Origin of the sequence: Mucilaginibacter robiniae (genome assembly GCF_012849215.1) — a bacterium.
GTDB lineage: Bacteria > Bacteroidota > Bacteroidia > Sphingobacteriales > Sphingobacteriaceae > Mucilaginibacter > Mucilaginibacter robiniae.
In genome coordinates, this window is record NZ_CP051682.1 from 2889887 (window position 1) to 2914276 (window position 24390).

21 protein-coding genes and 1 pseudogene are annotated in these 24390 nt (G+C 42.3%); 9 read left to right on the forward strand and 13 right to left on the reverse strand.

From position 1 onward, the window contains the following. The first annotated feature begins 101 nt into the window (after nt 1-101). From HH214_RS12845 to radA, 4 genes are all read left to right on the forward strand, one after another. Complete coding sequence (locus tag HH214_RS12845) at nt 102-401, forward strand: HU family DNA-binding protein (protein WP_169608236.1); 300 nt, start codon at nt 102-104, stop codon at nt 399-401. Nucleotides 402-406: 5 nt separating this feature from the next. Beyond that, nucleotides 407-1285: a tetratricopeptide repeat protein gene (locus HH214_RS12850; protein WP_169608238.1), complete on the forward strand. Its 879-nt coding sequence runs from the start codon at nt 407-409 to the stop codon at nt 1283-1285. Between the two features lie 242 nt (nt 1286-1527). Further along, a complete protein-coding gene (locus HH214_RS12855; protein WP_169608240.1) occupies nt 1528-3078 on the forward strand; it encodes an Rne/Rng family ribonuclease in 1551 nt (516 codons plus the stop codon). 163 nt (nt 3079-3241) lie between these two features. Beyond that, nucleotides 3242-4735, forward strand: a complete 1494-nt coding sequence (gene radA / locus HH214_RS12860; RefSeq protein ID WP_169608242.1) for a DNA repair protein RadA — start codon at nt 3242-3244, stop codon at nt 4733-4735. A 90-nt stretch (nt 4736-4825) separates the two neighbouring features. On the opposite strand, the gene HH214_RS12865 is transcribed toward radA, so the two are convergent. Then, nucleotides 4826-6226, reverse strand: a complete 1401-nt coding sequence (locus tag HH214_RS12865; protein WP_169608244.1) for an NHL repeat-containing protein — start codon at nt 6224-6226, stop codon at nt 4826-4828. Nucleotides 6227-6539: 313 nt separating this feature from the next. Between HH214_RS12865 and pafA the strand changes: the two genes are divergently transcribed. Further along, a complete protein-coding gene (pafA, locus tag HH214_RS12870; protein WP_169608246.1) occupies nt 6540-8189 on the forward strand; it encodes an alkaline phosphatase PafA in 1650 nt (549 codons plus the stop codon). A 56-nt stretch (nt 8190-8245) separates the two neighbouring features. Here pafA and HH214_RS12875 read toward each other — a convergent pair. From HH214_RS12875 to HH214_RS12890, 4 genes and pseudogenes are all read right to left on the reverse strand, one after another. Further along, nucleotides 8246-9025, reverse strand: a pseudogene (locus HH214_RS12875) (IS3 family transposase); the annotation flags it as partial. Between the two features lie 38 nt (nt 9026-9063). Then, nucleotides 9064-9267 carry a hypothetical protein gene (locus HH214_RS12880; RefSeq protein WP_169608248.1) on the reverse strand — a complete coding sequence of 68 codons (204 nt, stop codon included), beginning with the start codon at nt 9265-9267 and terminating at the stop codon, nt 9064-9066. A 25-nt stretch (nt 9268-9292) separates the two neighbouring features. Continuing rightward, nucleotides 9293-9469, reverse strand: coding sequence for a hypothetical protein (locus HH214_RS12885; RefSeq protein WP_169608250.1), 177 nt, complete (start codon nt 9467-9469; stop codon nt 9293-9295). Between the two features lie 140 nt (nt 9470-9609). Further along, complete coding sequence (locus HH214_RS12890; protein WP_248282093.1) at nt 9610-10494, reverse strand: hypothetical protein; 885 nt, start codon at nt 10492-10494, stop codon at nt 9610-9612. 72 nt (nt 10495-10566) lie between these two features. On the opposite strand from HH214_RS12890, the gene HH214_RS12895 reads away from it, so the two are divergent. After that, nucleotides 10567-11136, forward strand: coding sequence for a thiamine pyrophosphokinase (locus HH214_RS12895; RefSeq protein WP_169608252.1), 570 nt, complete (start codon nt 10567-10569; stop codon nt 11134-11136). Nucleotides 11137-11165: 29 nt separating this feature from the next. Here the strand turns inward: HH214_RS12895 and HH214_RS12900 are convergent, their stop codons facing one another. The 8 genes from HH214_RS12900 to HH214_RS12935 form a co-directional block, all read right to left on the reverse strand. After that, on the reverse strand, nt 11166-11933 hold the full coding sequence (locus HH214_RS12900) for a TerC family protein (protein WP_169608254.1): 768 nt from the start codon (nt 11931-11933) through the stop codon (nt 11166-11168). 81 nt (nt 11934-12014) lie between these two features. Continuing rightward, nucleotides 12015-13430 carry a hypothetical protein gene (locus HH214_RS12905; protein WP_169608256.1) on the reverse strand — a complete coding sequence of 472 codons (1416 nt, stop codon included), beginning with the start codon at nt 13428-13430 and terminating at the stop codon, nt 12015-12017. Continuing rightward, entirely contained in the window at nt 13411-13971 is a 561-nt protein-coding gene (locus HH214_RS12910) for an anti-sigma factor (RefSeq protein ID WP_169608258.1), read from the reverse strand. The genes HH214_RS12905 and HH214_RS12910 overlap by 20 nt, the downstream gene beginning before the upstream one ends. After that, a complete protein-coding gene (locus tag HH214_RS12915; protein WP_169608260.1) occupies nt 13971-14528 on the reverse strand; it encodes an RNA polymerase sigma factor in 558 nt (185 codons plus the stop codon). The genes HH214_RS12910 and HH214_RS12915 overlap by 1 nt, the downstream gene beginning before the upstream one ends. A 70-nt stretch (nt 14529-14598) precedes the next feature. Beyond that, the gene (locus HH214_RS12920; RefSeq protein ID WP_169608261.1) at nt 14599-15132 is read right to left on the reverse strand and encodes an AAA family ATPase; all 534 of its coding nucleotides are present in this window, start codon (nt 15130-15132) and stop codon (nt 14599-14601) included. 18 nt (nt 15133-15150) lie between these two features. Further along, nucleotides 15151-16386 (reverse strand): peroxiredoxin family protein, encoded by a 1236-nt coding sequence (locus tag HH214_RS12925; RefSeq protein WP_169608263.1) that lies wholly within the window; start codon nt 16384-16386, stop codon nt 15151-15153. A gap of 1038 nt (nt 16387-17424) precedes the next feature. Further along, on the reverse strand, nt 17425-18300 hold the full coding sequence (locus HH214_RS12930) for an SDR family oxidoreductase (protein WP_169608265.1): 876 nt from the start codon (nt 18298-18300) through the stop codon (nt 17425-17427). Between the two features lie 62 nt (nt 18301-18362). Next, nucleotides 18363-20102, reverse strand: a complete 1740-nt coding sequence (locus tag HH214_RS12935) for a thiamine pyrophosphate-dependent enzyme (protein ID WP_169608266.1) — start codon at nt 20100-20102, stop codon at nt 18363-18365. A 313-nt stretch (nt 20103-20415) separates the two neighbouring features. Between HH214_RS12935 and HH214_RS12940 the strand changes: the two genes are divergently transcribed. From HH214_RS12940 to prfB, 3 genes are all read left to right on the forward strand, one after another. Further along, nucleotides 20416-21678 (forward strand): MFS transporter, encoded by a 1263-nt coding sequence (locus tag HH214_RS12940; RefSeq protein ID WP_169608268.1) that lies wholly within the window; start codon nt 20416-20418, stop codon nt 21676-21678. A 41-nt stretch (nt 21679-21719) separates the two neighbouring features. After that, complete coding sequence (locus tag HH214_RS12945; RefSeq protein ID WP_169608270.1) at nt 21720-23171, forward strand: porin; 1452 nt, start codon at nt 21720-21722, stop codon at nt 23169-23171. Between the two features lie 70 nt (nt 23172-23241). Next, nucleotides 23242-24331 (forward strand): peptide chain release factor 2 gene (gene prfB / locus HH214_RS12950; RefSeq protein WP_169608272.1). Its coding sequence is split into 2 segments (ribosomal slippage): nt 23242-23301 and nt 23303-24331, totalling 1089 coding nucleotides; the frame shifts between segments, so codons are not numbered across the junction. Nucleotides 24332-24390: the final 59 nt, after the last annotated feature.

The window sequence follows — 24390 nt, forward strand, 5'->3', positions numbered from 1 at the left end:
TAAAAAAAACCATCTTTTATTTTACAGTTTACGTTTAAACGCATACTTTTGCAACCCCAAAACAGTTAAGTATTTACATAAAATAATCAAGGAAAACAGATATGACTAAGGCGGATATCATAGCCGAAATCTCGACTAAAACAGGAATAGAGAAAGTTGATGTGCAGGAAACAGTTGAGGCTTTCTTCAAAGTGATCAAAACCTCAATGGTGGGTGGCGAAAACGTATATGTGCGAGGTTTTGGAAGTTTTGTTGTAAAAAAGAGAGCTAAAAAAACAGCCCGGAATATCTCAAAAAATACCGCTATCATTATCCCCGAACATTTTGTACCTAGCTTTAAACCCGCTAAAACTTTTGTTGAGAAAGTAAGAACAGGTAACAAAACTAAAAGCAAAGCTTAAGTAAAATGAATTGGAAACAAATAGTTGCAGTAGGATCCGTAATGGTCGTTATGGGCTATTTGTATATGCAGCCGGTTAAAGGTTTAATCAAACCTCCTGAGGGCAGAGCAAGTGCAGGCGCTGCTCAGGTAGCTGAAGCGCGCCCGATTGCTAAAGTTACCGTTCAGGCCGTTTCTGAACCCGCCAAAGCCGCTATAGGCGGAGGTTTGTCAGTTAAAATTAACGAGCTGGAAGCGCAGCTTAAAAAAGCATCATCAGCCCAGGCTAAGCTGGACTTGCAAAAGCAACTGGCTCAGCAATGGGATGCTGTAAATCAACCAGCTCCGGCAGCTTTCTATTACCAGGAAGTAGCTCAAAGCAGTAACACCTTTAATGATTGGCTGAGTGCTGGCAATCGCTTTAATGATGCTTTCAAATTTAGCCAGGATACTACCGTACAGCCAGCCTTTGTGGTAAATGCCATACAAGCCTTTAAAAAAGCACGTGCGTTAGATGAAAAGAACATGGATGCGGAAAGCGGTTTAGGTATTGCTTATGTAAACCAAACCAGTTTAGGCATGCCTGACCCTGAAGGCGGATCGCCGATGCAGGGTATCCAGTTGCTGCTGGATGTGGTAGGTAAAGACCCAAGTAACCGTAATGCCAACCTGAACCTGGGGCAGTTTGCCATGAAATCGGGCCAGTACCAGAAAGCGGTTGATCGTTTTAAAAAGATGATTGCCCAAAAACCTGAATTAGAACCTTATTTTTACCTGGCTGAAAGTTACAAACAGTTAGGTATGAAAGCCGAAGCTATAGATGCTTACGAAAAATGTAAGGATTTAATGCCCGATCAGGTTTTTCAGCAGCGTATTAATGAGTATATCAAAGAATTAAAAAATTAAATTAATCACCCTTAAAAACTAAAAAATTATGCCAAGTGGTAAAAAACGTAAAAGACATAAAATGGCTACTCATAAACGTAAAAAACGTTTAAGAAAAAACAGACATAAAAAGAAATAAACGGCTTGCTTAAGCTGATACAGTTGCCTGCGGATGTAATATCGGCAGGCAAACTTTTTATTTTTGTTTTTGACCCTCTTATTAATATGTGCGGCACATGCCGTTTGAAGAAATGGAGTAGCAATTGATAAAAGAATTAATTATCGATTCATCCCCTAACGGGGCTACTATTGCCCTGTTACAGGATAAACAACTCGTAGAACTTCATAAAGAGCAGATTTCCAATAATTATACTGTTGGGGATATTTACCTGGGCAGGGTTAAAAAAATTATGCCCGGGCTTAATGCTGCCTTTATTGATGTTGGCTATGAGAAAGATGCATTTTTGCATTATCTGGATCTGGGCCCGCAGGTACAAAGCCTGCTCAAGCTAACTAAACAGGTGCGTGGGGGAAGCTACCAGTCAAAATTGCTTGATAGCTTAAAGCTGGAAGCCGATATTAACAAATCTGGTAAAATATCGGAGGTGTTAACTAAAAACCAGCTGATACCTGTACAAATAGCTAAAGAACCCATCTCCACTAAAGGCCCACGCCTGAGTTCAGATTTATCTATTGCCGGCCGGTATGTAGTGCTGGTTCCGTTTTCCGAAACTATTTCCATCTCTAAAAAAATCAAGAGCAATACCGAACGTACCCGGTTGCGCAAAATTGTAGAAGGCATTAAGCCTGAGCATTTCGGCGTAATTATCCGTACGGTATCGGAGGGTAAAGGGGTTATTGAAATGCAGAAAGACCTGCTGGATCTGATATCCAAGTGGGAAGTTTTCATGACTAGGCTACCATCAACTGAGCCTGCCAAAAAGATATTAGGCGAAATTGATCGTACCTCAACTTTGCTGCGTGATTTACTGAATCCTGATTTTCAGCATATATACGTAAACGACAATTCAATTTTTGAAGAAGTACGTTCGTATGTGCATGATATATCGCCCGATTTAGAAAGTATTGTGCGTTTGCACAAACACCGCGATCCGATATTTGAGCATTACGGTATTGAAAAGCAGATTAAATCGGCTTTTGGTAAAACTGTAAACCTAGCTGGTGGCGCTTACCTAGTAATTGAGCATACCGAAGCCCTGCACGTTATTGACGTAAACAGTGGTAACCGTACGGCTAACAAAGAAAACCAGGAAGAGAATGCCTTGCAGGTAAACAAAGAAGCTGCCCGGGAAATTGCCCGCCAGCTGCGCCTGCGCGATATGGGCGGTATTGTGGTAATTGATTTTATTGACATGCATAAGCCGCAGAACCGTAAGGACCTGTTTGACTATTTGCGTGAGGAAATGGCACACGACAGGGCTAAACACACCATACTGCCTCCAAGCAAGTTTGGATTAGTACAAATTACCCGCCAGCGCGTGCGCCCGGAAATGAACATTGTAACCAGCGAAGTATGCCCTACCTGCCATGGTACAGGTACTATACGGTCAAGTATTTTGCTGCTGGATGATATTGAAAATAACTTTAACTATATTTTAACTGAACAAAACGAAAAGCACATTACTTTAACAGTGCACCCGTATGTTGAGGCTTATATTAAGAAAGGTATTTTCACCCGGCAAATGAAATGGTACTTTAAGTATGGGCAGTGGATTAAGGTAAAAGCCAATTCGGCTTACCAACTTACCGAGTTTCACTTTTTTAACTCGAAAGAAGAAGAAATTAAGCTTTGATTTCAGATTTCGGAAGTTCGAATTTGCAGTTTTCAAAGCAAACCATGACAAAGGGCTGATAGTAACTATCAGCCCTTTGTAGTATATTTATAGTTGATTTTGGGTAAGTGGTATGGCTGCAAACACCAAGATTAAACAGATAAACTCGAAATAATACAAATACTTGGCTAAAACTAAAACCTCCTATTTTTGCCAGAGCTGCGGTTTTGAATCACCAAAGTGGTTGGGCAAATGCCCTTCTTGTGGGCAATGGAATACTTTTGTGGAAGAAGTAGTAGAGAAAGTAAATGCTGCCATTCCAGACTGGAAAGCAGCAGGTAATAAAAGCTCTACCTCATTACAGCGGGCCAACAAGGCAGTGCCTGTAGCTGATATTACGTTTGCCGAAGAACACCGCATTTTAACTCCTGATAAAGAACTAAACCGTGTATTGGGCGGTGGCATTGTAGCAGGCTCACTGGTGCTGATTGGCGGTGAACCGGGTATTGGTAAATCAACCTTGATGCTGCAAATAGCTCTAAGCATGCCTGTGGCGAAGGTGCTGTATGTATCAGGTGAGGAAAGTGACCGCCAAATAAAAATGCGTGCGGAAAGGATCAGTACAGTAGGAGGGCAGAAACCGGAAATCAGAGGGCAAAGGCTAGATGCAGAGGTTTCCATAACTAACACGCAGCCATCAGGCACCAGCCAACAAGCGGGCTGTTTTATCCTGACTGAAACTTCTACCCAGAATATATTTAAGCAGATTGAACAGTTACAGCCCGATCTGGTTATTGTGGACTCCATACAAACCTTGTATTCGGCGCATATTGAATCAACGCCGGGCAGTGTATCACAGGTACGCGAGTGTACGGCCGAGCTGTTGCGTTTTGCTAAAGAAAGCTCTACGCCGGTATTTCTAATCGGTCATATTACGAAAGATGGTATGATAGCCGGGCCTAAAATTTTAGAGCATATGGTAGATACCGTGTTGCAGTTTGAAGGCGACCGGCACCATGTTTACCGCATTTTACGCGCTATTAAAAACCGTTTTGGCTCTGCATCTGAGTTGGGTATATATGAAATGTTGGGGGCTGGCTTGCGGCAAGTATCTAACCCGTCCGAAATTTTACTATCGCAGCGTGATGAAGCTTTAAGCGGCATTACCATCAGCGCCACGCTGGAAGGTATGCGGCCGATGATGATTGAAACACAAGCTTTAGTGAGCCCATCAGCTTACGGTACACCGCAACGTTCGGCTACAGGCTTTGATACGCGTCGTATGAATATGCTGCTGGCCGTGCTGGAAAAGCGTTGTGGTTTCCGGATGGGCACCAAAGATGTTTTCCTGAACATTACAGGCGGTATTCGGGTTGAAGACCCTGCTATTGACCTGGGGTTGGCTGCTGCTATCATATCCTCGCATGAAGATATTCCTATCTCCTCTAAAATATGCTTTGCCGGCGAATTGGGCTTATCAGGCGAAGTGAGAGCCGTAAACCGTATTGAGCAGCGTATTGCCGATGCACAGAAACTGGGTTTCGAACAGATATTTATTTCCAAATACAATTTGCCATCGGGTAAAAAAGATAAAAATCAGTTGGACTTATCTCGCTACAATATCGAGATTAAGGCCGTAAGCCGTATTGAAGAAGTATTCGGATTACTATTTGGATAACGAGCGCAAAAAAGAGTTAAAAAGAAAAGTCCTGCTGAATTTAGTTCAGCAGGACTTTTCTTTTTCTAATGCAGCTTGATGCTGCAAATATTAAGGGGTTACTTTCAAAGTAATTTTCCGAATGCGATTATTTAGCTGATCGGCAATGTAAATATTGCCTGAGGCATCTGTGGTTACGGCATACGGTGAATTGAATTTAGCACCAGTGTTAGTACCATCGGCAAAGCCATAAACATCGGCAGTGCCCGCTATTGTTTTCAGGATGTTGCCTGTAGTAACTTCCTGAATAGTGCCATTACTGTTCACGATAAAGAAATTGCCGGAAGCATCCTGCTTGATATCTACCGGACGTGTTACGAACGTTTTTTGTATCGGGTTACCAATAAATTGGCTGGTGAAATGGTCGGTGCTGATTTTACGGATAGCATGATTATCGTAATCGGCTACATAAACTACTCCAGAGGCATCAACAGCTACACTTGATGGGCTATTAAGTTCGGCGTAAGGACCTGTGGTAGATTCGGTAGTAGTATAACCCTCAATATATCCGTTAGGAGTAATGCCCGAAATGGTAGTTACCACGCCGGCAGTTGTAATTTTACGGATACGGTTGTTGTTACGATCGGCAACATAGACGTTACCTGAGCCATCAACAGTAATACCTTGTGGTGAGTTAAATAGAGCTGTATTACCTGTACCGGCTGTAGCGCCACTATAACCTGCTTTACCAGCTAATAAAGAAACTACTCCATTAGCAATCTTGTAAATGACGTTATTGCCCGGATCAGACACATAAACCGTACCTGAGGCATCAACAGCTAAACCTTGTGGATTGTAAAACTCAGCAGTAGCAGCTGCGCCAGTGGCATAACCTAAATTACCATCGCCTGCAAAGGTGCTAACTACACCAGCAGGCGTTATTTTACGGATAACGTGATTGTAAGCATCGGCTACATATAAGTTGCCTTGTGCATCGGCCGCTATACCTTGCGGATGGTCAAACTGGGCATTGGTACCAGTGCTATTTACAAAGCCTGCTGTGCCATTACCGGCAAAGGTGGTTACGGTGGCTATAGTAGAAGCATTGGCAGTTGGTGTAGTAAATTTAACTACACTGCCATATGATGTACCTGCTGAGCTAATGGCGTAAGCCCTTACATAGTAGGTAGTACCAGCGGTAAGACCCGTTAAATTACTGGTATAGCTGTAAGTGGTTGTCGTATCACTGGTATGTGAGTCTGATGTAGTCGGGGTTTGTGAAGAAGAGCTCCAGCATACGCCATCAGAAGTGATAGATGCTGCGGTACCATAATCATATATTTCACCGCCACTTTGAGCTGTAGTAGAGGTTACGTTAGCTATGGCCGACATGGTAAATATAACAGGCAGAACTTTGCTGTCATCACTTGATTTTTTACATCCGTTTTCAATTAATGTTAGGGCTAACAAACCCATTAACAGGAAACTTTTCAAAGAGTATATTTTTTTCAAAACAGGAAAAAATTAATTAAGTAAACTACGCTAACTATTATTTAACTGTGATGGTGCAGGTAACTAATTTGTGATAATAAAACCTTACAGATTTCATTCAGTATCACGCAATTAAAATATTTGCGAATTAAGCACAATTAAATCTTTTTAGAACTGCTTAAATGTTAAAAATTGTTAATACCTGCAAAGCTAACAATAGTGCATGAAATACCAGTGATGAAGTTTGGTGAAACACTCATGTAATTTTAATAACAAAAATATCACACTAAATTTTACAAGCATTGCAGATATTTGGCCGATTAACCTCCAATAAATGAAATTAAAATATTTGCTTATTACTGCGTTAGCTGTTATGCCGCAATTGCTGCGCGCTCAAAAGAAGCCTATAGGTGTTGCACAAACTACGCTGGCCCGCCCCAAGCTGGTAGTGGGTATTGTAGTGGATCAAATGCGTTGGGATTACCTGTACCGATATTATGACCGTTACCAGGCCGGTGGTTTTAAGCGTATGCTGAACGAAGGCTTTACCTGCGAAAATACAAATATTGATTACCTGCCTACCGAAACAGCACCTGGCCATAGTTGTATTTACACCGGTTCGGTACCGGCTATACATGGTATTGCCGCTAATAACTTCTACGATCAGCAAACTGGTCGTTACTGGTATTGTACCGAAGATACCACTGTACAAAGCGTAGGCACCAGCTCAAAAGCCGGGGTAATGTCGCCGCGTAATTTGCTGGCTAGTACTATTACGGATGAGCTACGTTTGGCTACTAATTTCCATTCTAAAGTAATTGGCATTGCCCTGAAAGATCGCGCCAGTATTTTGCCGGCTGGCCATACGCCTAATGGTGCTTATTGGTTTGATGATGCTAGTGGGAATTTTATTACCAGCAGCTATTACATGACTGACTTGCCGGCATGGGTAAAGCAGTTTAACAGTAAAAAGCTACCTGAATCTTATTTATCGAAAACTTGGAATACTTTATACCCAATAGATACTTACACGCAAAGCACGGCTGATAATATGCTTTTTGAAGTTGTTTCGCGCGGTGATAATGCTCCTGTATTTCCGCACAGCTTTACTGCCCATACTGATTATGGAACCATTCGTGCCACGCCTTTTGGGAACACCTTAACGGCTGATTTTGCTAAAGCGGCTATAGATGCCGAGCACTTAGGTAGCAATACAGCAACCGATTTTCTAGCGATTAGCTTTTCTTCAACCGATTATGTAGGGCATCAGTATGGGCCCAATTCTATAGAGGCAGAAGATGTGTACCTGCGTTTAGATAATGAATTGTCGTCGTTGTTTACCTATCTGGATGCTAAAGTGGGTAGGGGCAATTATGTGGCTTTCCTAACTGCCGATCATGGTGCGGCCCATAATGCAACCTTTGCCTTAAGCCACAACCTGCCTGCTGGTTTATGGGATGGTACTGCTGCCGCACGTGAGCTGAATAAAATGTTGGAAGATAAATACAAAATTAAACAGGCCATTTTAAGCGTTGAAAATTATCAGGTAAACTTTAACAATCGGGAGATTACGAAAAGCAATGTAAGCACCTACGCCATTAAGCAGGATTGTATAAACTGGCTGGCTATGCAACCCGGCGTAATGTATGCCGTAGATATGCAAAATGTGCAAGCAGCCAGCATACCAGCCGAGTTGCGCGAACATATTGTAAATGGTTACAATGCCGCTCATAGTGGCGCTATACAAGTTATTTTAAAACCAGGATGGTACGCTGGTCGTAGTAAAAGTGGAGCCAGCCACGGGGTAAGTGCGCCTTATGATACCCATATTCCGTTTGTACTAATGGGCTGGGGCATTCAGCATGGCAGCTTGGTGCGCCCTACCCACATGACTGACATTACGGCTACGGTAGCAGCCCTGTTGCATATTCAGGCGCCGAGTGGCTCTATAGGTATTCCGGTTCAGGAAGCGTTGAAGAAGTAGTACTTAACTTTATGAATCGTCCTGAAATAGGTTGACAGATTTTACGATAGTCCCAGTTACGAGAGTAGCTGGGATTTTTGTTTATAAACACTTTGCGGTGTTTTCATTATCAAAGATAAGTGTGGCCTTCGATTATTGTATAGATCAATGGCCTCTTCAGTCAATAATTTTGCATGTAGTTTTGATCTCATAACATTACCAAGGCCAAACTCTTCTTTCAAGGTCCTGTTCATTCGTTCCGCTAATGCATTTTCATAAGGGTCACCATTCTCTGTCATACTCATTTTTATTTCGTGCTGATCAGCTATACTTACATATTCTGCGCTGCAATATTGCAGGCCCCGGTCTGAATGATGAATCAACGGATATTGTTTATTTTGTCTGTTCTTAACAGCCATCTGAAAAGCCTGCTTCATTTGGGCTGCTTCCATATTGTCAGCTATAGCATAGCCCATTATCTTCCTGCTGTAGGCATCGGTAACCATATTCAGGTAACAGTTCCCCTCGTCAGTTTTAAGATAGGTGATATCACTTACCCAAACTTCGTCAGGTCGTCCGGCAACAATGCCTTTGATCAGGTTAGGGTATTTTCTTAACCAATGCTTTGACATCGTTGTCTGTACATACCGACGCTTGGGCAGAATAAGCATACTGTGCTTTCGCAGCAATGCAAACAGTTTGTCCCGACCGAACTTGATCTGCTGTGCCTGTAGACTATCTCTGATCTGGTGGTGAAGCTTTCTGCCGCCTAAGCGGGATAAGACCTTGCGCTCTTTGTCGACAAGTTGTTTTACCTGTAATTCATGCGCTGCTCTGTGTGCCTGCTCTTTACAGTGTTTATAGAAATACTGTCGGCTGTATCCTAAAACTTTAGCTACTGATCCAACGGTTCGCCGTTCTTGCTTTGAGCCTGTTCTGTAGCTTCTGACAACAGGCTCAAATACTTTTTTCTGATATCTGTATGCAACTGACTATCGGCTATATCGATCGCCCGGTTCAGTATTTCTTTCTCTTCCTCCAGGCGCTTTAGCTTCTTCTCCAGTTCCCTGATCTTTTTACTGGACGTATCTCTTTTCATGGTTTCCGATTCTTTCCAATCTAATCTACCATGTTTTCGCAACCAAACCAAAACGGTACTTCTTCCTTATGCCATAACGCAGTTGGGCCTGTTTGTAAGTAAGCTCGCCTTTTTCTACCGCATCTACGATCTCCAGTTTAAAAGCTAAACTGTAATCTTTTTGAGTCTTCCTTTGATAACTCTTAACTTCTTGTTCTTGCATTTGTTAACACTTATTGTGTCAACTTATTTCAGAACCTTACATTATAAGTAAAAAAAAGGCTAAAAGTACCTGTACTTTTAGCCTTTTTTAGTTGTTTCAATAACGTATCCTCATCTGGTTTTAAACTATATCTTCAAACCTTACTTTACTAGTTTTTTAAACCAGTTTTTTAATTTCTTAAACACATCTTCTTTGCGGGGCTTCTCTGAGCCATCATGGGTAAGGTGGTTTTGATAATGGTTTTGCAGCTGCATGGCATAAGCCTGTTGCTCTTTATTGCCTTGTTGTAAAGCGGTAATGTAAGGCTGTACTGTTGAGCCTAGCATACTATTTACTGATACCGTATGGTACTCGCTTGGTATAGCTTGGGGCTGATTGTTGTTGTTGGCTGACTGACCGTTCTCCGAAAAATAGTCGACATGATAAATGTCTGGGTTCAGTTTTTTAAGACGTTTGGTGCCTTTACGTTCGTTGCGCCAGGGGTGTTCGCCTTTGTGCAATTGTTGTATCAAAAACTCTTTCTCCCACAAAGTTACCTGGTGCGACATCAGATAGCCTGATGTGGCATTATCCAGCTTGCTAATATTATAACCTTCAATATACTGCGGGGTAGCGTTGGTTTTATAAACATCAGCACTGGTTAACTTTACCTGTTGCCAATGGTTTTGCAGGGTTAAGGCAAACAGTTGATTGAAAAAGCGACTGCTTACCGGTTTGTTCAGCCACATATCTTCCTGAAAGTACAATACATATGGCTCCTGAATTTGATGTTGTAATAGATAGCGTAACCGGTCGGCCCACTCGCCTTTGCCAGATTTAATCGTAGTAAAATGTGGGATATCAACGTCAGCTTCTTCCGTAGCGAAATAGTATTTGACTTGCGTATTGAAATCCCAGTACTGGTTAAAAAAGTAACTAAACCCAGGATATAGAAACTGGTAACGATCGCAGGTGTGTACCAGCAGGGCTACAGAGGGCTGTTGAGTGTGCGGTATATTCATTGTACCTTTGCGGTCAGCAGGCATTAAATCAGATAATCAGGCACAAACATAGTGTTTGCCTGTTAAACGAATTGTAAAAAATATAAAGCGCTATTCATGTCATCTCACCATATCATACGCGAAAAGCAGGAACCGGCATTACTTGTATTTAGCTTGGCTCATTTTAGTGATGAAGAATTAGGTCAATTATTAGAATGGAGCCCTACAATACTCACCACAGGCAGTACAGCCGAGCAATTAGCGGTATATGGCATTAAGGTAGATTATGTAATAGGTGATAATAGCCCGATGCTGGGGCAGGCACATGTGAAAGCTATTGCTTTAGCTGGCCAAAATGAATTAGAAGCCGCCTTAAACTTTTTAGTTGAGCAAGGCTACCCAGCGGTAAACATGCTAACAGATGAGTTAAATTGGTCTGTTTATGAAGCTTATGTGCCACGCATCAACCTGGTTGTATTTTATCAAGGCCAAAAGATATACGCTGTAAACTCTGGTTTTTGGAAGTGGAAACCGAAAGGTGAGAAAATTACATTACTTACACCTGTCACGAACTTACAAACTACTGGACTAACTTTGGTTGGTCCCCAGCAATACCAAACTTTACAGGACGGCTTTTTGAGTTTACAGTTTAATGAGCCGCAAGTTTTTATTGCCGAAGATTATTAAATTGTATTATAGCCGGTGCTCAGCGGTTATCAACTATTAGCAGTTTGCTTGGCTTTGCGCTTCGCTCGCATGCGTAAATTGAAAACTTCAACCAGCATGGCAAAGGCCATAGAAAAGTAAATGTAGCCTTTCGGTATTTCCTGATCTAATGATTCAGCCACCAGTGAAACACCGATAAGCAATAAGAAAGATAAAGCCAGCATTTTTACTGTAGCATGTCGGTTTACAAAATTGGCAATAGGGGTAGAGGCCCACATCATAACACCAACTGCCAGCACTACGGCTGCAATCATAACAGCCAGATGCTTGGCCATGCCAACAGCGGTGATTACTGAATCGAGTGAGAATACAATATCTAGGATCATAATCTGCACAATGGTACCCCAAAACGAACGTGCTTTGCCCGTATCTTCCGATTCTTCTTCATGATCTATCTTTTCATGAATTTCGGTACTGCTCTTGTAAATCAGGAATAAACCACCTAATAACAAGATTAAATCACGACCTGATATAGCCAGCTTTTCTATCCAGCCTTCATTAGTGATGTGGAATATGTGGGCCAAATTGAATAAAGAAGTAGTAAGCTTCATCATCCATGTGAGTGATAGGAGTAGCAGTATCCGGGTAATCATCGCCATGGCCAAGCCTAACTTCCGACCTTTACTTTGTTCCTGAGCGGGTAACTTATCAGCCTGAATAGAAATAAAGATGATATTATCTATCCCCAATACAATTTCAAGTATAGTTAAAGTGGCTAATGATATCCATGCCTCGGCATCGGTTAGTAATTCCTCCATATTGCAAATATAGAATATATAAAAATAACAAAACCTCTGCTGTGTAGCAGAGGTTTGCCAAGTGCTCGCCACCTGATGTGATTAATTAAACTTAACGTTGGTGAATGAAGACTTAATGTTGATTACTTTGTTAATATTGCCCTTACCAATTTTGCCTTTGTAGGTTCTGGTACTTAACGATCCCCGTTCATTACTGGTAGGCAATCCACTAGTCAGTTTAACATCGGTAGTATCATAGTTAAAATTGCCTAAGTGGGTGGTAATATCAAAATCTACATTATCGCCGGGGGTAATAGCCAGCTTGGTAAAAGCTGCATTAACATTTAGATTCTTCAGGTTTTTATCCAGCTCATTCACTTTGAACCCCTCACCATAACGTACGGCCACATCTCCCCACGATTTCAATTTATCAACATTCAAAGTCGAAAAGTTGGAGGTGGCTTTCAGTTTATCAGCCGTACCAACATTTACCCGGCTGTAACTTACATTGAGTTTACCGCCGTTAACAGCAGCTATATTCCCATCACTAAAACTGATGTTGTATCGGTTCTCAGGATTCACTAAGGGTTGCGAAATTAAGCTACCATTACTCAATATGATGTTCACTTTGCCTAGTAATTCTGGTAATACAATGCTACCAAACGTATTGTTAATGTTCAGGTGGCTTTTGGCCGGCATATAAACGGTGTAATTGATAATCATTTTGCGGGTGTATCGTTTACCCGAGTTAAACCAGGTACCGAGTATGTTGCCGTTTTTATTTACTGATTTTGGAATATCAATATCAGTTTTAAAAGCAACAACTGCATTTTTTTTGCTGTCGTTAATGATAATATTGTTCAATAAGTTTTGTGCGTCGGCTTCTTCATTGGCATAGGCTTTTATTTCTACCTCTACCTTCACCTCGCTTTTGTTCCAGGTATTAACGCTTACCTTACCGTACGAATTTTTAATTTGTATGGTATCATTATTACTTACCGGGTAGCTTTTGCTGTAAGTTTTAATTTTTTCTTTTACATCGCCACTTTGTACCTGCTTTCTTAACTCTGCCTCCGATTCGTTATGCCCCATGTTCATAGTGCCAGATAAGCGCGACATTGGGGCTATCCGTGCATATATACGGTTGTTGAGCGTGCTGGTTAAACTTTTAAGATTGAGCGAGCTATCGTTCAGTTTAAGAGTGTTAATTATGCTGTCAGTTAGCTTTTGGCTGTTTAGCTTTAAACTGTTCAGGGTGCCTAAATCAAACTGCTGGCCGGGCACTATATATAAGCTTTGGCTTTGTTTACGCAGCACTTGGGTCTGCTTGCGTAGTTCTTGCATTTGCAGCCGGCTCATTTGGTGTTGCAGGGTGCGCATCTGTTCGCGTAGCTGGTGCATTTGCTGACGGTAATCGGTAGTATCTTTAGCTGAATTGGTTTGGGCAAAACTTGGTAGCGATAGGAGCATAAAGGCGCACATCATGTACAAAGTCAGGTTAAATATTTTTAGTTTCATTTTGCTGATTTTTAAACTGGTTAAACTGTTCAATAGCTTGTAGTTGTTGATTGAGTACCTCGGTTTGTATTTGCAAGTTCCGGATCATTGCACGTAAAACACGTTCCTGGTTAGGACTGGTAGCTAAATCATGGTTTAGTTTTCTATAAGCAGAATCCATTTTGGCTATATCGTGGCTGAACTCCTGATATAACTGCGGATCATTTTGTGCTAATACGCGCAGCTCGGTACGCTTGGCCTGTACCAGCGAGGCATATTGTACCTGCTGTTTGGCATATTCTGGATTGATCGCTGCCAAATCAACGCCTTTTGTAGTTTGGGTACGCAAATAAATAGTGAAACCTATACCCATCACGATAATTATAATGGCTGCTACCCGTAGCACAAAGCCTAAAGTGAATGTTTTAGCTTCTCGCTTTGGCATTGGCTCTGGTTCGGCAGGTAGTTGTTGCTCTATGCGGCTCCACAAGTCGGGCCGGGGTTCTAAATCATCAAACGCTTCACGATTTGCTTGAATAAAATCTTCCAATCGCTTACTCATCAGGCTACTCCTTTTATTTTTAACACTTCGTTTAATTTTCTTTTAGCTCTCAAAAACTGGGTTCTTGAGGTATTTTCACTAATGCTTAATATTTGGGCTATTTCTTCATGATCATAACCCTCCAGCAAATAAAGGGATAATACCACCCGGTAACCTTCAGGCAATTGTTGCATAGCTTCTTTTACCTGAACCACACGATATTGTATATCCTCGTCATCATTCTCTTCAGCTTCTGCGATATTTTCCAGTTGATCGTTTTCCAGCTCTACCCATTCCAGCCGGCGTTTGCGCAACAGGTTAATAGATTTGTTGATCACAATTTGTTTCAGCCAAAGCCCAAAGGTGGTTTCCTGCCGAAAATCTTTCAGTTTATTGAAAGCATCTACAAATGCCTCCTGCAAAACATCTTCGGCTTCATTCATATCATTCAATATCCGAAAGGCTACGTTCAGCATAGCTTTCGCATACAACCGGTAAAGTTCAAAGCAGGCTTTTTTACTGCCTTGTTTGCACTCGGTAACCAGCTTGTAATGTTTATCGATGAATGGGGTTTCCAAGATTGTGATTAGCTTTCAAGAGTAACAGACGCCGTAGTTTTTAAGGCGTTGCATCTAATCACAAAAAATATTAAATATTTTTCAAAAAGGTGTCAACGGCAGCCACAGCTGCATCATAGCGCTGCTGCCCGGCACCCGATACAACGGTATACTGGGCATTCAGTGCTTGCAGTTCGCGGTGCCATACGTCCATAAAGTGTTCGCGAAGGTTGGGGAAATCGCGCAGTGGATCGTCTTGCCAGGGCAGGTCAATGTTCAATAACAAGTAAAAATCGTACTGATGATGGGAAAGCTCATCCAATACTTCTTGCGGCGACCGGCCAAATAACTGGTCGCTCCATATTTTAACGGTGATAAAAGTAGTGTCGCAGATGATTAGGCGGTTAGCCTGGGGCAGCAGTTCATTTTCCAACGCCAGTTGCCCATGAAACATATTGATCTCATCTTGCCAGGTATAATCGCCTTGCAGTCCTTCGCAGTAGCCACGGGCATACTCAGGTACCCAGATAGTTTGATAATGTTGCGCCAGATAGGCCGACATGGTTGATTTACCGGTAGATTCAGGACCTACAACGGCTATTTTAAGTACAGGCTGCGTATTCATGACGATGATATAAAAAGGTTACTTCTCAGCCAATAAATCTTCAGTCAGCTTTTCAAACTCATTCACGAATTCCAGATAGTAATTGCCGGTACCCGGGCCACTGTAGCCGGTATATATTTTACGTACATCTCCTTTTTTATCAATAATTACCGTAGTTGGGAATGCCACAAAATTAGCCAGCATAGGTATGCTTTTGGCGGTTTCCTGCTTGTTCAACGTAGCGCCGGTAATCAGCAACGGGTAGGGGATGTTAAAGTGGCTTTTTTCCTGCAGTACCGCTTTTTGGGATTTGGCAAAATCATTAGTGCGTTCGTAAGCTAAGCCTACAATTTCAACACCACGTGGGTGGTATTTTTTATAATAGTTTACTAGGAAAGCAGTTTCGTCCATACAATTAGGGCACCAGGAACCCATAAATTGCATAATGACTACTTTGTTTTTAAATCGGCTATCAGATAAAGATACCGGCTTGCGGGTAACTGCATCCGGAAAAGAAAATTCAATTTTTTTATAACCCGGTTTTAACGCAGTTAAGGAATAAGGATCGGGCAGTTTAGCATTCGGGTTTTTTATAGCCGACCATGGAGTTTTACCCGAGTAACCGGAGTAAAATACACCATCAGTTAAGGTTTGGGCATCTTTCAGGTTAGCGGTAAATAAAAAGGCATGCCCCCCATCAAAGCATGAGAGGTAAAGCTGGTTGCCATTTATTGTGCCTTCCAGATACCGATAATCTCCGGTGGTGGTTAAAAATGTGCCGGTTACCTTATTGCCATTTTGCTGAAATTCGCCAATGGTAGTATCTCGATCGGCGGCATTTTCACCAAATATGGACGACCAGCGCCCGGCTACCGGATAAGTTGCTTTTTCGGGTGTTTTGAAAAAGCGCCAGTTTACGCCTTGTTGAGCTGAAAAAGGAGTGCTGGCATCACGCTCGCCCAAATGTTTAATCCAGTTACCGCTTAATGCACTGCCTTGCAGCTTCAGCCTGAATTCAGAATCAAACAAAGGCATATGGATGAATACCGAATCACCTTTGGTTTTTATATCTGTTACTTTAAAACGTTCCTTACCATTTATAATAGCCATTTGCTGGCGACCGGCTGTGTCTTTTACTTCAAAGTTAAAAGGTAATTCATTGCCGGATGCCAGCTTAAGTGCTCCGCGCCAAATGCCTGTAGGCAACTTGCTTTGTGCAAAAGTGCTATATAGGCTTAACAGAAATATACTGGTAATTAAAGTAAATCTTTTCATGGTTTATGTATAACGCGTAAACGATACCTAACAAATTAAGTTAAAAATAGCCGTAAAGTTTATTTGTAAAACAGATTTGACAATGGATTGAATTAAGCTAAACTTCAGCTTAACTATCAAATAATTAGTAATGAGTAGTACTATTGAAAGCGAAAATTCAGGCATAAAAAAAGAGAGCTCTTTTGAAGCTCCCTTTCCCCTAATTAATTTAAACTATTGATTAAACCCAAAACAAAGAACAAAATCATCTCAGCTTGGGTGCCTGAGAATTCTCTTTTTTAACTTTTAACGTTTTAGCATAGGTAGATGTAAACGTTTTTATTTCTTTTAGTTAGATGCAGAGTCGTAAGGGTATATACAAAAGTAAAGCCATAATTGCTTTATTGTTGGTTTGCTCCTGACTAAGCAGTGGCTTTTAGCCAAATTAATCATGTACTGGTATCAAATGAGCCTTACAGGAACTATGATGGTCTATTGTCTTTTAATAATAGAGATAGGATGCTTTTTTTATATATAAATTATTGATAATAAGTGCTTTAATATTTATCGTTTTGTATTAATAATAGCTTATTAACTTACTATGCTTTACTTTAAAGAAGTTTGATTTTTCTTGTGTCGTATAATTTTTTAACTAAAAGAATGTGTTTAATACGGCTTGAATTTTTTTAATTAAGGCAGTGAAATTTTCAAAAAAGCTAATAAATATAATTGTAATATAGAATAAGGGTTGTAGTGTATTGAGTACAATTCTATTTAAAAATACATACACTCTAAATTATTGTATATTAAATTGCACAAAAAGGTGTAAAAGTGGCTGGTATATATAGAACAGTGTGCTAAAACTATTTATGCAAGTAAGATTAAAAAAGAAGAAGCTATGCTGTATAGGAGCATAGCTTCTTATATCTATTAGGAATGTAGAAATATAATTACAAGATCAATATTATATATTAAAAATTTATGAGCTTAATTCCTAATCTATCATATGGATTTTTACTTAGCTTGATGTTGCACTAACTTACCGAGTAGTGAGGAGGATTAGATAGTTGGTGAGCCACCAGTTACCTGAATGGTTGAACCCGTTACATAGCTGGAATCTTCGCAAGCCAGATACACATAAGCCGCAGCTAATTCAGCTGGCTGACCAGCACGTTTTAAGGGAACATCTTGCCCGAATGATTGAACTTCTTCAGGTGACATGGTTGCTGGAATATGAGGTGTCCATATCGGCCCAGGAGCTACACAATTTACCCTTATACCTTTTTCGGCCCAAAGCTGCCCCATGCTGGAGGTGAAGTTTTGAATAGCACCTTTAGTAGCCGCGTAAGCTATTAAAGTTGGCCGTGGTTTGTAAGCATTTACCGAAGTGGTATTAATAACTGTGCTGCCAGGCTTCAGGTACTCTTCTGCTTTTTTGCACAGGTAAAACATCGGGTAAATATTAGTTTTGAAGGTCCGGTCCCACTCTTCGCTGGATACTTCCTGTAATGACTTTCTAGACATTTGGAATGCTGCATTGTTAACCAAAATATCAATTCGACCAAATTCCAGTATGGCTTTATCAATGATGAGCTGACAATGTTCTTCCTCACGAATATCGCCAGCAACCAAAACAGCTTTGCGGCCGGCTTCTTCTACCAGTCGGGCTGTTTCACGGGCATCCTCATCTTCGTTCAGGTAGGCAATCAGTACATCGGCTCCTTCACGGGCATAAGCAATAGCTACAGCCCTGCCAATACCTGAATCGCCACCGGTAATAATAGCTTTACGGCCGGTTAATTTTCCTGAACCTTTGTACGAAGTTTCGCCGTGGTCAGCTTTTGGCTGCATATCCTGTTCAGTACCCGGTACTTCCTGGCTCTGCTCCGGGAACGGATTGCTTTCATATTTCTGGGTTGGATCTTGATTTTCCATAGGAGGTATCTTTGGCTATACTTTTAAGTTATATTATAGTTTTCTTTTATAGTGGTGGTGGGTTACAGTACTTCTTTAATGTGTTTGTAGTTTGATTTAATGGTATCCCATACCTCACCCATTTGCCCGTTCAAAATAAGCTTGCTCATGGCTAATGACATGCCTTTCATTTGCTGAAACTCTACCTTAGGCGGCATAGCCAAAGCATTAGGGTCGGTCATTACATCCAGCAGTACGGGACCGTTGTACAGTAAGGCATCACGCAAGGCTTGTTCTACCTGATCGGGGTCATTAACTTTAATGCCTCTGATGCCCATCGCCTGAGCTACCAATGCAAAGTCAGGATTATGCATATCAGTTTGCCAGTCAGGTAAGCCCATAACTTCCATTTCCAACTTCACCATACCTAATGATCGATTGTTAAATACGATAATTTTAATAGGTAGTTTATACTGAGCAATGGTAGCTAAATCGCCCAGCAGCATAGATATGCCACCATCGCCGGCTAAGGCAATTACCTGCCGGTCGGGGCAGGCCAATGCGGCACCAATAGCCTGTGGCATAGCATTAGCCATAGAGCCATGATTAAAGGAACCAATCATTCTGCGTTGGCCAGTACCATGAATATAACGTGCACCCCAAACGCAGCACATACCGGTATCTACCGTAAAAATAGCATTATGGTCGGCCAGTTGGTCTAATGTATTAGCTACAAATTCAGGGTGGATATTACCTGGAGTACCACGATCGTTTACATAAGTTTGCAGGTTATCTTTTACGTGTGCATATAATTTAAGCTGCACTTGCAAGAAGTTGTCGTCAGTTTTTTGCGGAATTAATGGCAACAAGGCTTGTAAGGTATCCTCCACTTTGCCGCACAAGCCCAAATCTACGCGGGCACGTCGGCCAATGCGCTCAGCCTTGGTATCAATCTGTACAATTTTGCAATCTGTAGGTATAAATTGTTCGTATGGAAAATCTGTGCCCAGTAATATCAATAAATCCGATTCGTGCATGCTATGGTAGGCCGATGGTAAGCCTAGCAGGCCGGTCATGCCTATTTCGTTAGGATTATCATGCTGCACATACATCTTGCCACGGAACGAATAACCTACTGGCGCATTGATGCGTTTGGAAAGTTCAACTACCTCATCGTGAGCATTGGCACAGCCTATACCGCAGTAAATAGTGATCTTCTCACTTTCATTAATCAGGGAGGCTAAAGTATGCAGGTCAGGATCGGATGGGCGAATAATAGGTTCAGCCGGATAGTTGCGGATGGAAGTCGTGATTTCCTCGGCGTCTAACTTGGTTAAATCACCTGGCAGGCCAATTACCGACACTCCTTTTTTACTTAATGCATATTGAATACCAGCTTGTAGCATACGTGGCAACTGTGCCGGGGTACAGGCTATCTGATTATAATAACTGCAATCATCAAACAGCTTAATGGTGTTGGTTTCCTGGAAGTACTCAGTACCAAACTCGTGGGTAGCACAGGTAGATGCAATGGCAATAACTGGTGCGCCCGAACGGTGTGCATCATACAAGCCATTTACCAAATGCACGTGGCCTGGCCCGCTACTACCTGCACAACAGGCAATGCCAAGTAATTCGGCTTCGGCAGCGGCGGCATAGGCGCCGGCTTCTTCGTGGCGTACGTGTATCCACTGAATTTGATTGTCGCTGCGGCGTACAGCATCATTTACTTCATTTAAGCTGTCACCTGTTACGGCATAAATTCTTTTAATACCGGCTGCAATCAGCATTTCTACCAATTGTTCTGCTACATTCTTGGCCATACTCTTTCTGGTTGTTTGATTTACAGGAATAACTTTCAACCAGAAGTCTGGTTTTATTTAATTCAGAAAAACATTAACTAAAAAATAAACAACAATTTGGATTGAGTGCCTGTTAAGTGAGTGAATTCGCTTGATTTTTTGGGTGTTTAGTAGAGTAGCTATACAGCATACCGGATTGTGCCTGGAAAAAAAAGCGTTTTTAGTCCTACCATTCCCGCTCCCCAATAAATATTAGCCGACGTATAGCTGAATACGAAAATAAAAAGGTGTAATGCTGCACCTGCTAACATCATATAAGGTTTAATTCATATTTATGGCTGATTCAATTAACGAGGCATCAATGCAATCTTACCAGAGACCCTTTATTATTGCCTGGGCTTTCGGATGTATGTTTTACTTTCTGGAATACGCGGCGCGTTCATCGCCGGCAGTCATGATTCCGCAATTATCTGATACTTTTAAGATAACCGCTGTAGGCGTTAGTGCCGTATTGGGTATGTACTATTATACCTATTCTGCCACCAGTTTAATAGCCGGCGTAGCTTTAGATCATGCAGGTGCCCGTTACCCCATAACTATCGGCATTGGTATTTTGTGTATTGGCTGTTTGCTTTTTGCAGTACCCAGCGTTGTGGCTGGCAATACCGGACGTTTATTGCAAGGAGCCGGTTCGGCATTTGCCTTTACCGGATGTGTGTACCTGGCTTCACACGGTTTTCCGGCCAAGTATATTGCCACAGCTATTGGCTTTACTCAATGTGTAGGTATGCTGGGTGGTTCGGCCGGGCAGTTTGTAGTAGGCCCGTTAGTTCATAACGGAGTATCTATACAAGCTATCTGGATTGCTATAGGCGTGCTTTGTGCACTGGTGTGCCTGGGGCTGTTTATTATTACCCCACGCGAAAAGCTGAATAATGAAGGTGGCAGCCCATGGGCTAATATCATAGAACCTTATAAAGTTGTGTTTGCCAACCCACAATCTTATTTAAGCGGCATTATATCTGGGTTGCTGTTTGCGCCTACTACTATTTTTGCCATGACCTGGGGTATTGCGTTTTTTCAGCAGGATAAACAGTTTAATTATAACTCGGCTGTTTTAACTTGTGCTATGGTGCCGTTGGGCTGGGTAGTTGGTTGCCCGCTGCTCGGTTGGATATCTGATCGGATTAAAGCCCGTAAGCCGGCCATTATAGGCGGTGGGTTGCTCATGATGCTCAGCTTTGCGCAACTGTTGTATTTGCCAAGCTTGCTGCCAGCCTTTGTATCTATGCTGATTTTTGGCATAGCTTCAGGAGCTGCCATGATTCCATATAGTATTATCAAAGAAGCCAACCCAGATAATGTAAAAGGCAGCGCTACCGGTGCCATCAACTTTTTAACCTTTGGAGTAACAGCTTTGCTAGGACCCGTTTTTGCCAAAAGCTACGGTAAAGATTTAACCACTACTACCGATCATTTAGCGCATTTTAAAGCATCCGGTAACTTCTGGCTGATTATTACAGCCTTGGCTATTGTTGTAGGCTTTATCATCAAAGAGACCGGTGGCCATGCGCGTGCCGCCGAAAAATTAAGCTAATACCATTCTGTAATAAACATTATGCCAATAAACTTCGGCTTATGAATAAACGTTTACTAGGGCAAGTATTGCTCTTGTTAGCCATCCTATTGCACATTAGCTCTGCTAGTAGGGGCCAGGGTACCCCACCCGAATATAAATCAGGTGTGGCTATTAAGTTTAGGGATACGACCAAGTATATTAAATTTTTAACCTGGGCTACCTTTTGGGGACGGCATACCGATGCTAACCCTGGTACGGCTATTAACGGCATCCCGCAAAAAGGCTGGAATGATTTCAGTTTGCGACAGTTTCGGTTTCTAACTTACAGCCAACTATCCGACCGCTATCTGGTACTGGCTGATATTGGTATTGATAACCAGACTTTTTCTTCGGGAGGTACTCCAGGTGGTGGGAGTACAGGTAATGGAGGCGCTACCTATGGTGGCACCTTGGGTAAAAAGCCGGGCATCTATTTGCATGATTTATGGAATGAATACGCCGTAGTGCCCGACAAAGACCGAGCGACCCAAAAAGCAAATTTTGCCTCTTTATATATTGGAACAGGCTTGCATTACTGGATGGGCATTAGCCGCATGACCAGCTCAAGCTCGGCCAGTTACCTAGCGTTGGATGTGCCGTTGTACAACTGGCCACTGGTTGACCTCTCCGACCAGTTTGCCCGGCAGCTAGGTGTATATGTTAAAGGGAACATCGGCCCTGTTGCTTATCGATGGGCTGTTAATAAACCTTTTACGGTGCTTTCTACGCCTACAGCCTACCCGAAAGGTGCGCCTGATAGCAGCTATGCGGTAGATAATAATGCTACCGGCAAACTATCTACTACCGGCTACGCAGCTTGGCAGTTTCTGGATAAAGAGAATTATTTGCTGCCTTATACTACAGGTACCTATATTGGTACCATGCGGGTGTTTAATATTGGTGCAGGCTATTATGCCACACCCGAGGGCACCGTAACGCAGGCTAACAATACGGCTACATCGCCACTAATACGGCATAGTATTACGCTTTGGGCTGTCGATGCTTTTGCTGATTTGCCGTTCGGCGGTACCCGACAGAACTGGGCCTTTACGGGCTATACAGTATATTATCACTACAACTTTGGCCCGAACTATTTGCGTACCGGTTCCATCATGAATGCTAATGTAAGTGCTGATGCCGGGTATATGGGTAATGTATCGCAGGCGGGTTATGGTAATCTGGCTCCGCTGATTGGTACGGGTGAATCGTGGTTTACCCAAGCCGGGTTGCTGCTGCCTAAAACGTTGCTGAACTCGCGCACCCGTTTGCAGGCTTTTGGCGAATACAGCCTGCAGCAGTTTGACCGGTATGGCAGCGCTAAATTTACGTACTGGAGTGCCGGTGGCAATATCTACCTGGATGGGCACCATGCCCGTATTTCCTTTAAATACCAAACCCGGCCTATCGTAGTGGACAATAGGCAGGATGCATCAAAAGGTACTTTTATTATAGCTACCCAAGTGTATTTGTAGCAGATTGCCATTTTTAAGGCTGCTGATTTTTGTGTCGGTCGGAACGGGCGGATTAACTATCTTTGTCTTTATGACTAAAGAACAAATTCAGGATTTAAGGGATAGAACAGCTTCCCTGAGGAGGCATCTTTGACATCGATCATAAGCTGGAAGAACTAAGTAAGGAACAGGAAATAACGGTTGGTCCGGATTTTTGGAATGCACCAAAAGAAGCTGAAAAAGTATTGGCTTCTATTAAGGCTAAGAAAATATGGACTGATGCTTACCAAAAAGTAGTATCGATGGTGGATGATGCCGGCGTACTATTTGAATTTTACCAGGGTGGCGATGCTACCGAAACTGAAATGCAGGAGCAGTTTGATACTACGCTGAAAGCGGTAGAAGAGCTGGAGTTCAAAAACATGCTATCGGCCGAGGAAGACCAACTGAACGCCGTATTGCAGATTACTGCCGGTGCTGGTGGTACTGAAAGCTGCGATTGGGCCAGCATGCTGATGCGTATGTACATTATGTGGGGCGAAAAAAACGGTTATAAAGTATCTGAGCAAGATCATCAGGAAGGTGATGTGGCCGGTATCAAAACCGTTACCCTGCAATTTGAAGGCGATTTTGCTTACGGTTATCTGAAGGGTGAAAATGGCGTACACCGTTTGGTGCGCGTATCACCGTTTGATGCCAATGCCAAGCGCCATACCTCTTTTGCCTCCGTATATGTGTACCCGTTGGTGGATGATACCATTGAAATTGAGGTAAACCCGGCTGATATTGAGTTTGAAACTTTTCGTTCGGGTGGTGCCGGTGGGCAGAACGTGAACAAGGTAGAAACTGCTGTACGTTTGTACCACAAACCTTCAGGTATTATTATTAAAAACCAGGAATCGCGTTCGCAGTTACAGAACAAGGAAAATGCTATCCGCTTATTGAAATCGCAATTGTATGAAATTGAGATGCGTAAGCGCATGGAAACTACCAATGCGATTGAGGGTAACAAAAAGAAAATAGAGTGGGGCTCACAAATTCGCAACTATGTGTTGCACCCGTACAAGCTGGTGAAAGATTTGCGTACCGACCATGAAACCAGCAACGCCCAAGCCGTACTGGATGGCGACCTGAACGACTTTTTAAAAGCCTACCTCATGGAGTTTGGCGGATCTAAATAAAGTCAACTACTTAACGGAATGAACCGCCACTGCTTTGTATCTTGCAGTGGCGGTTTTTT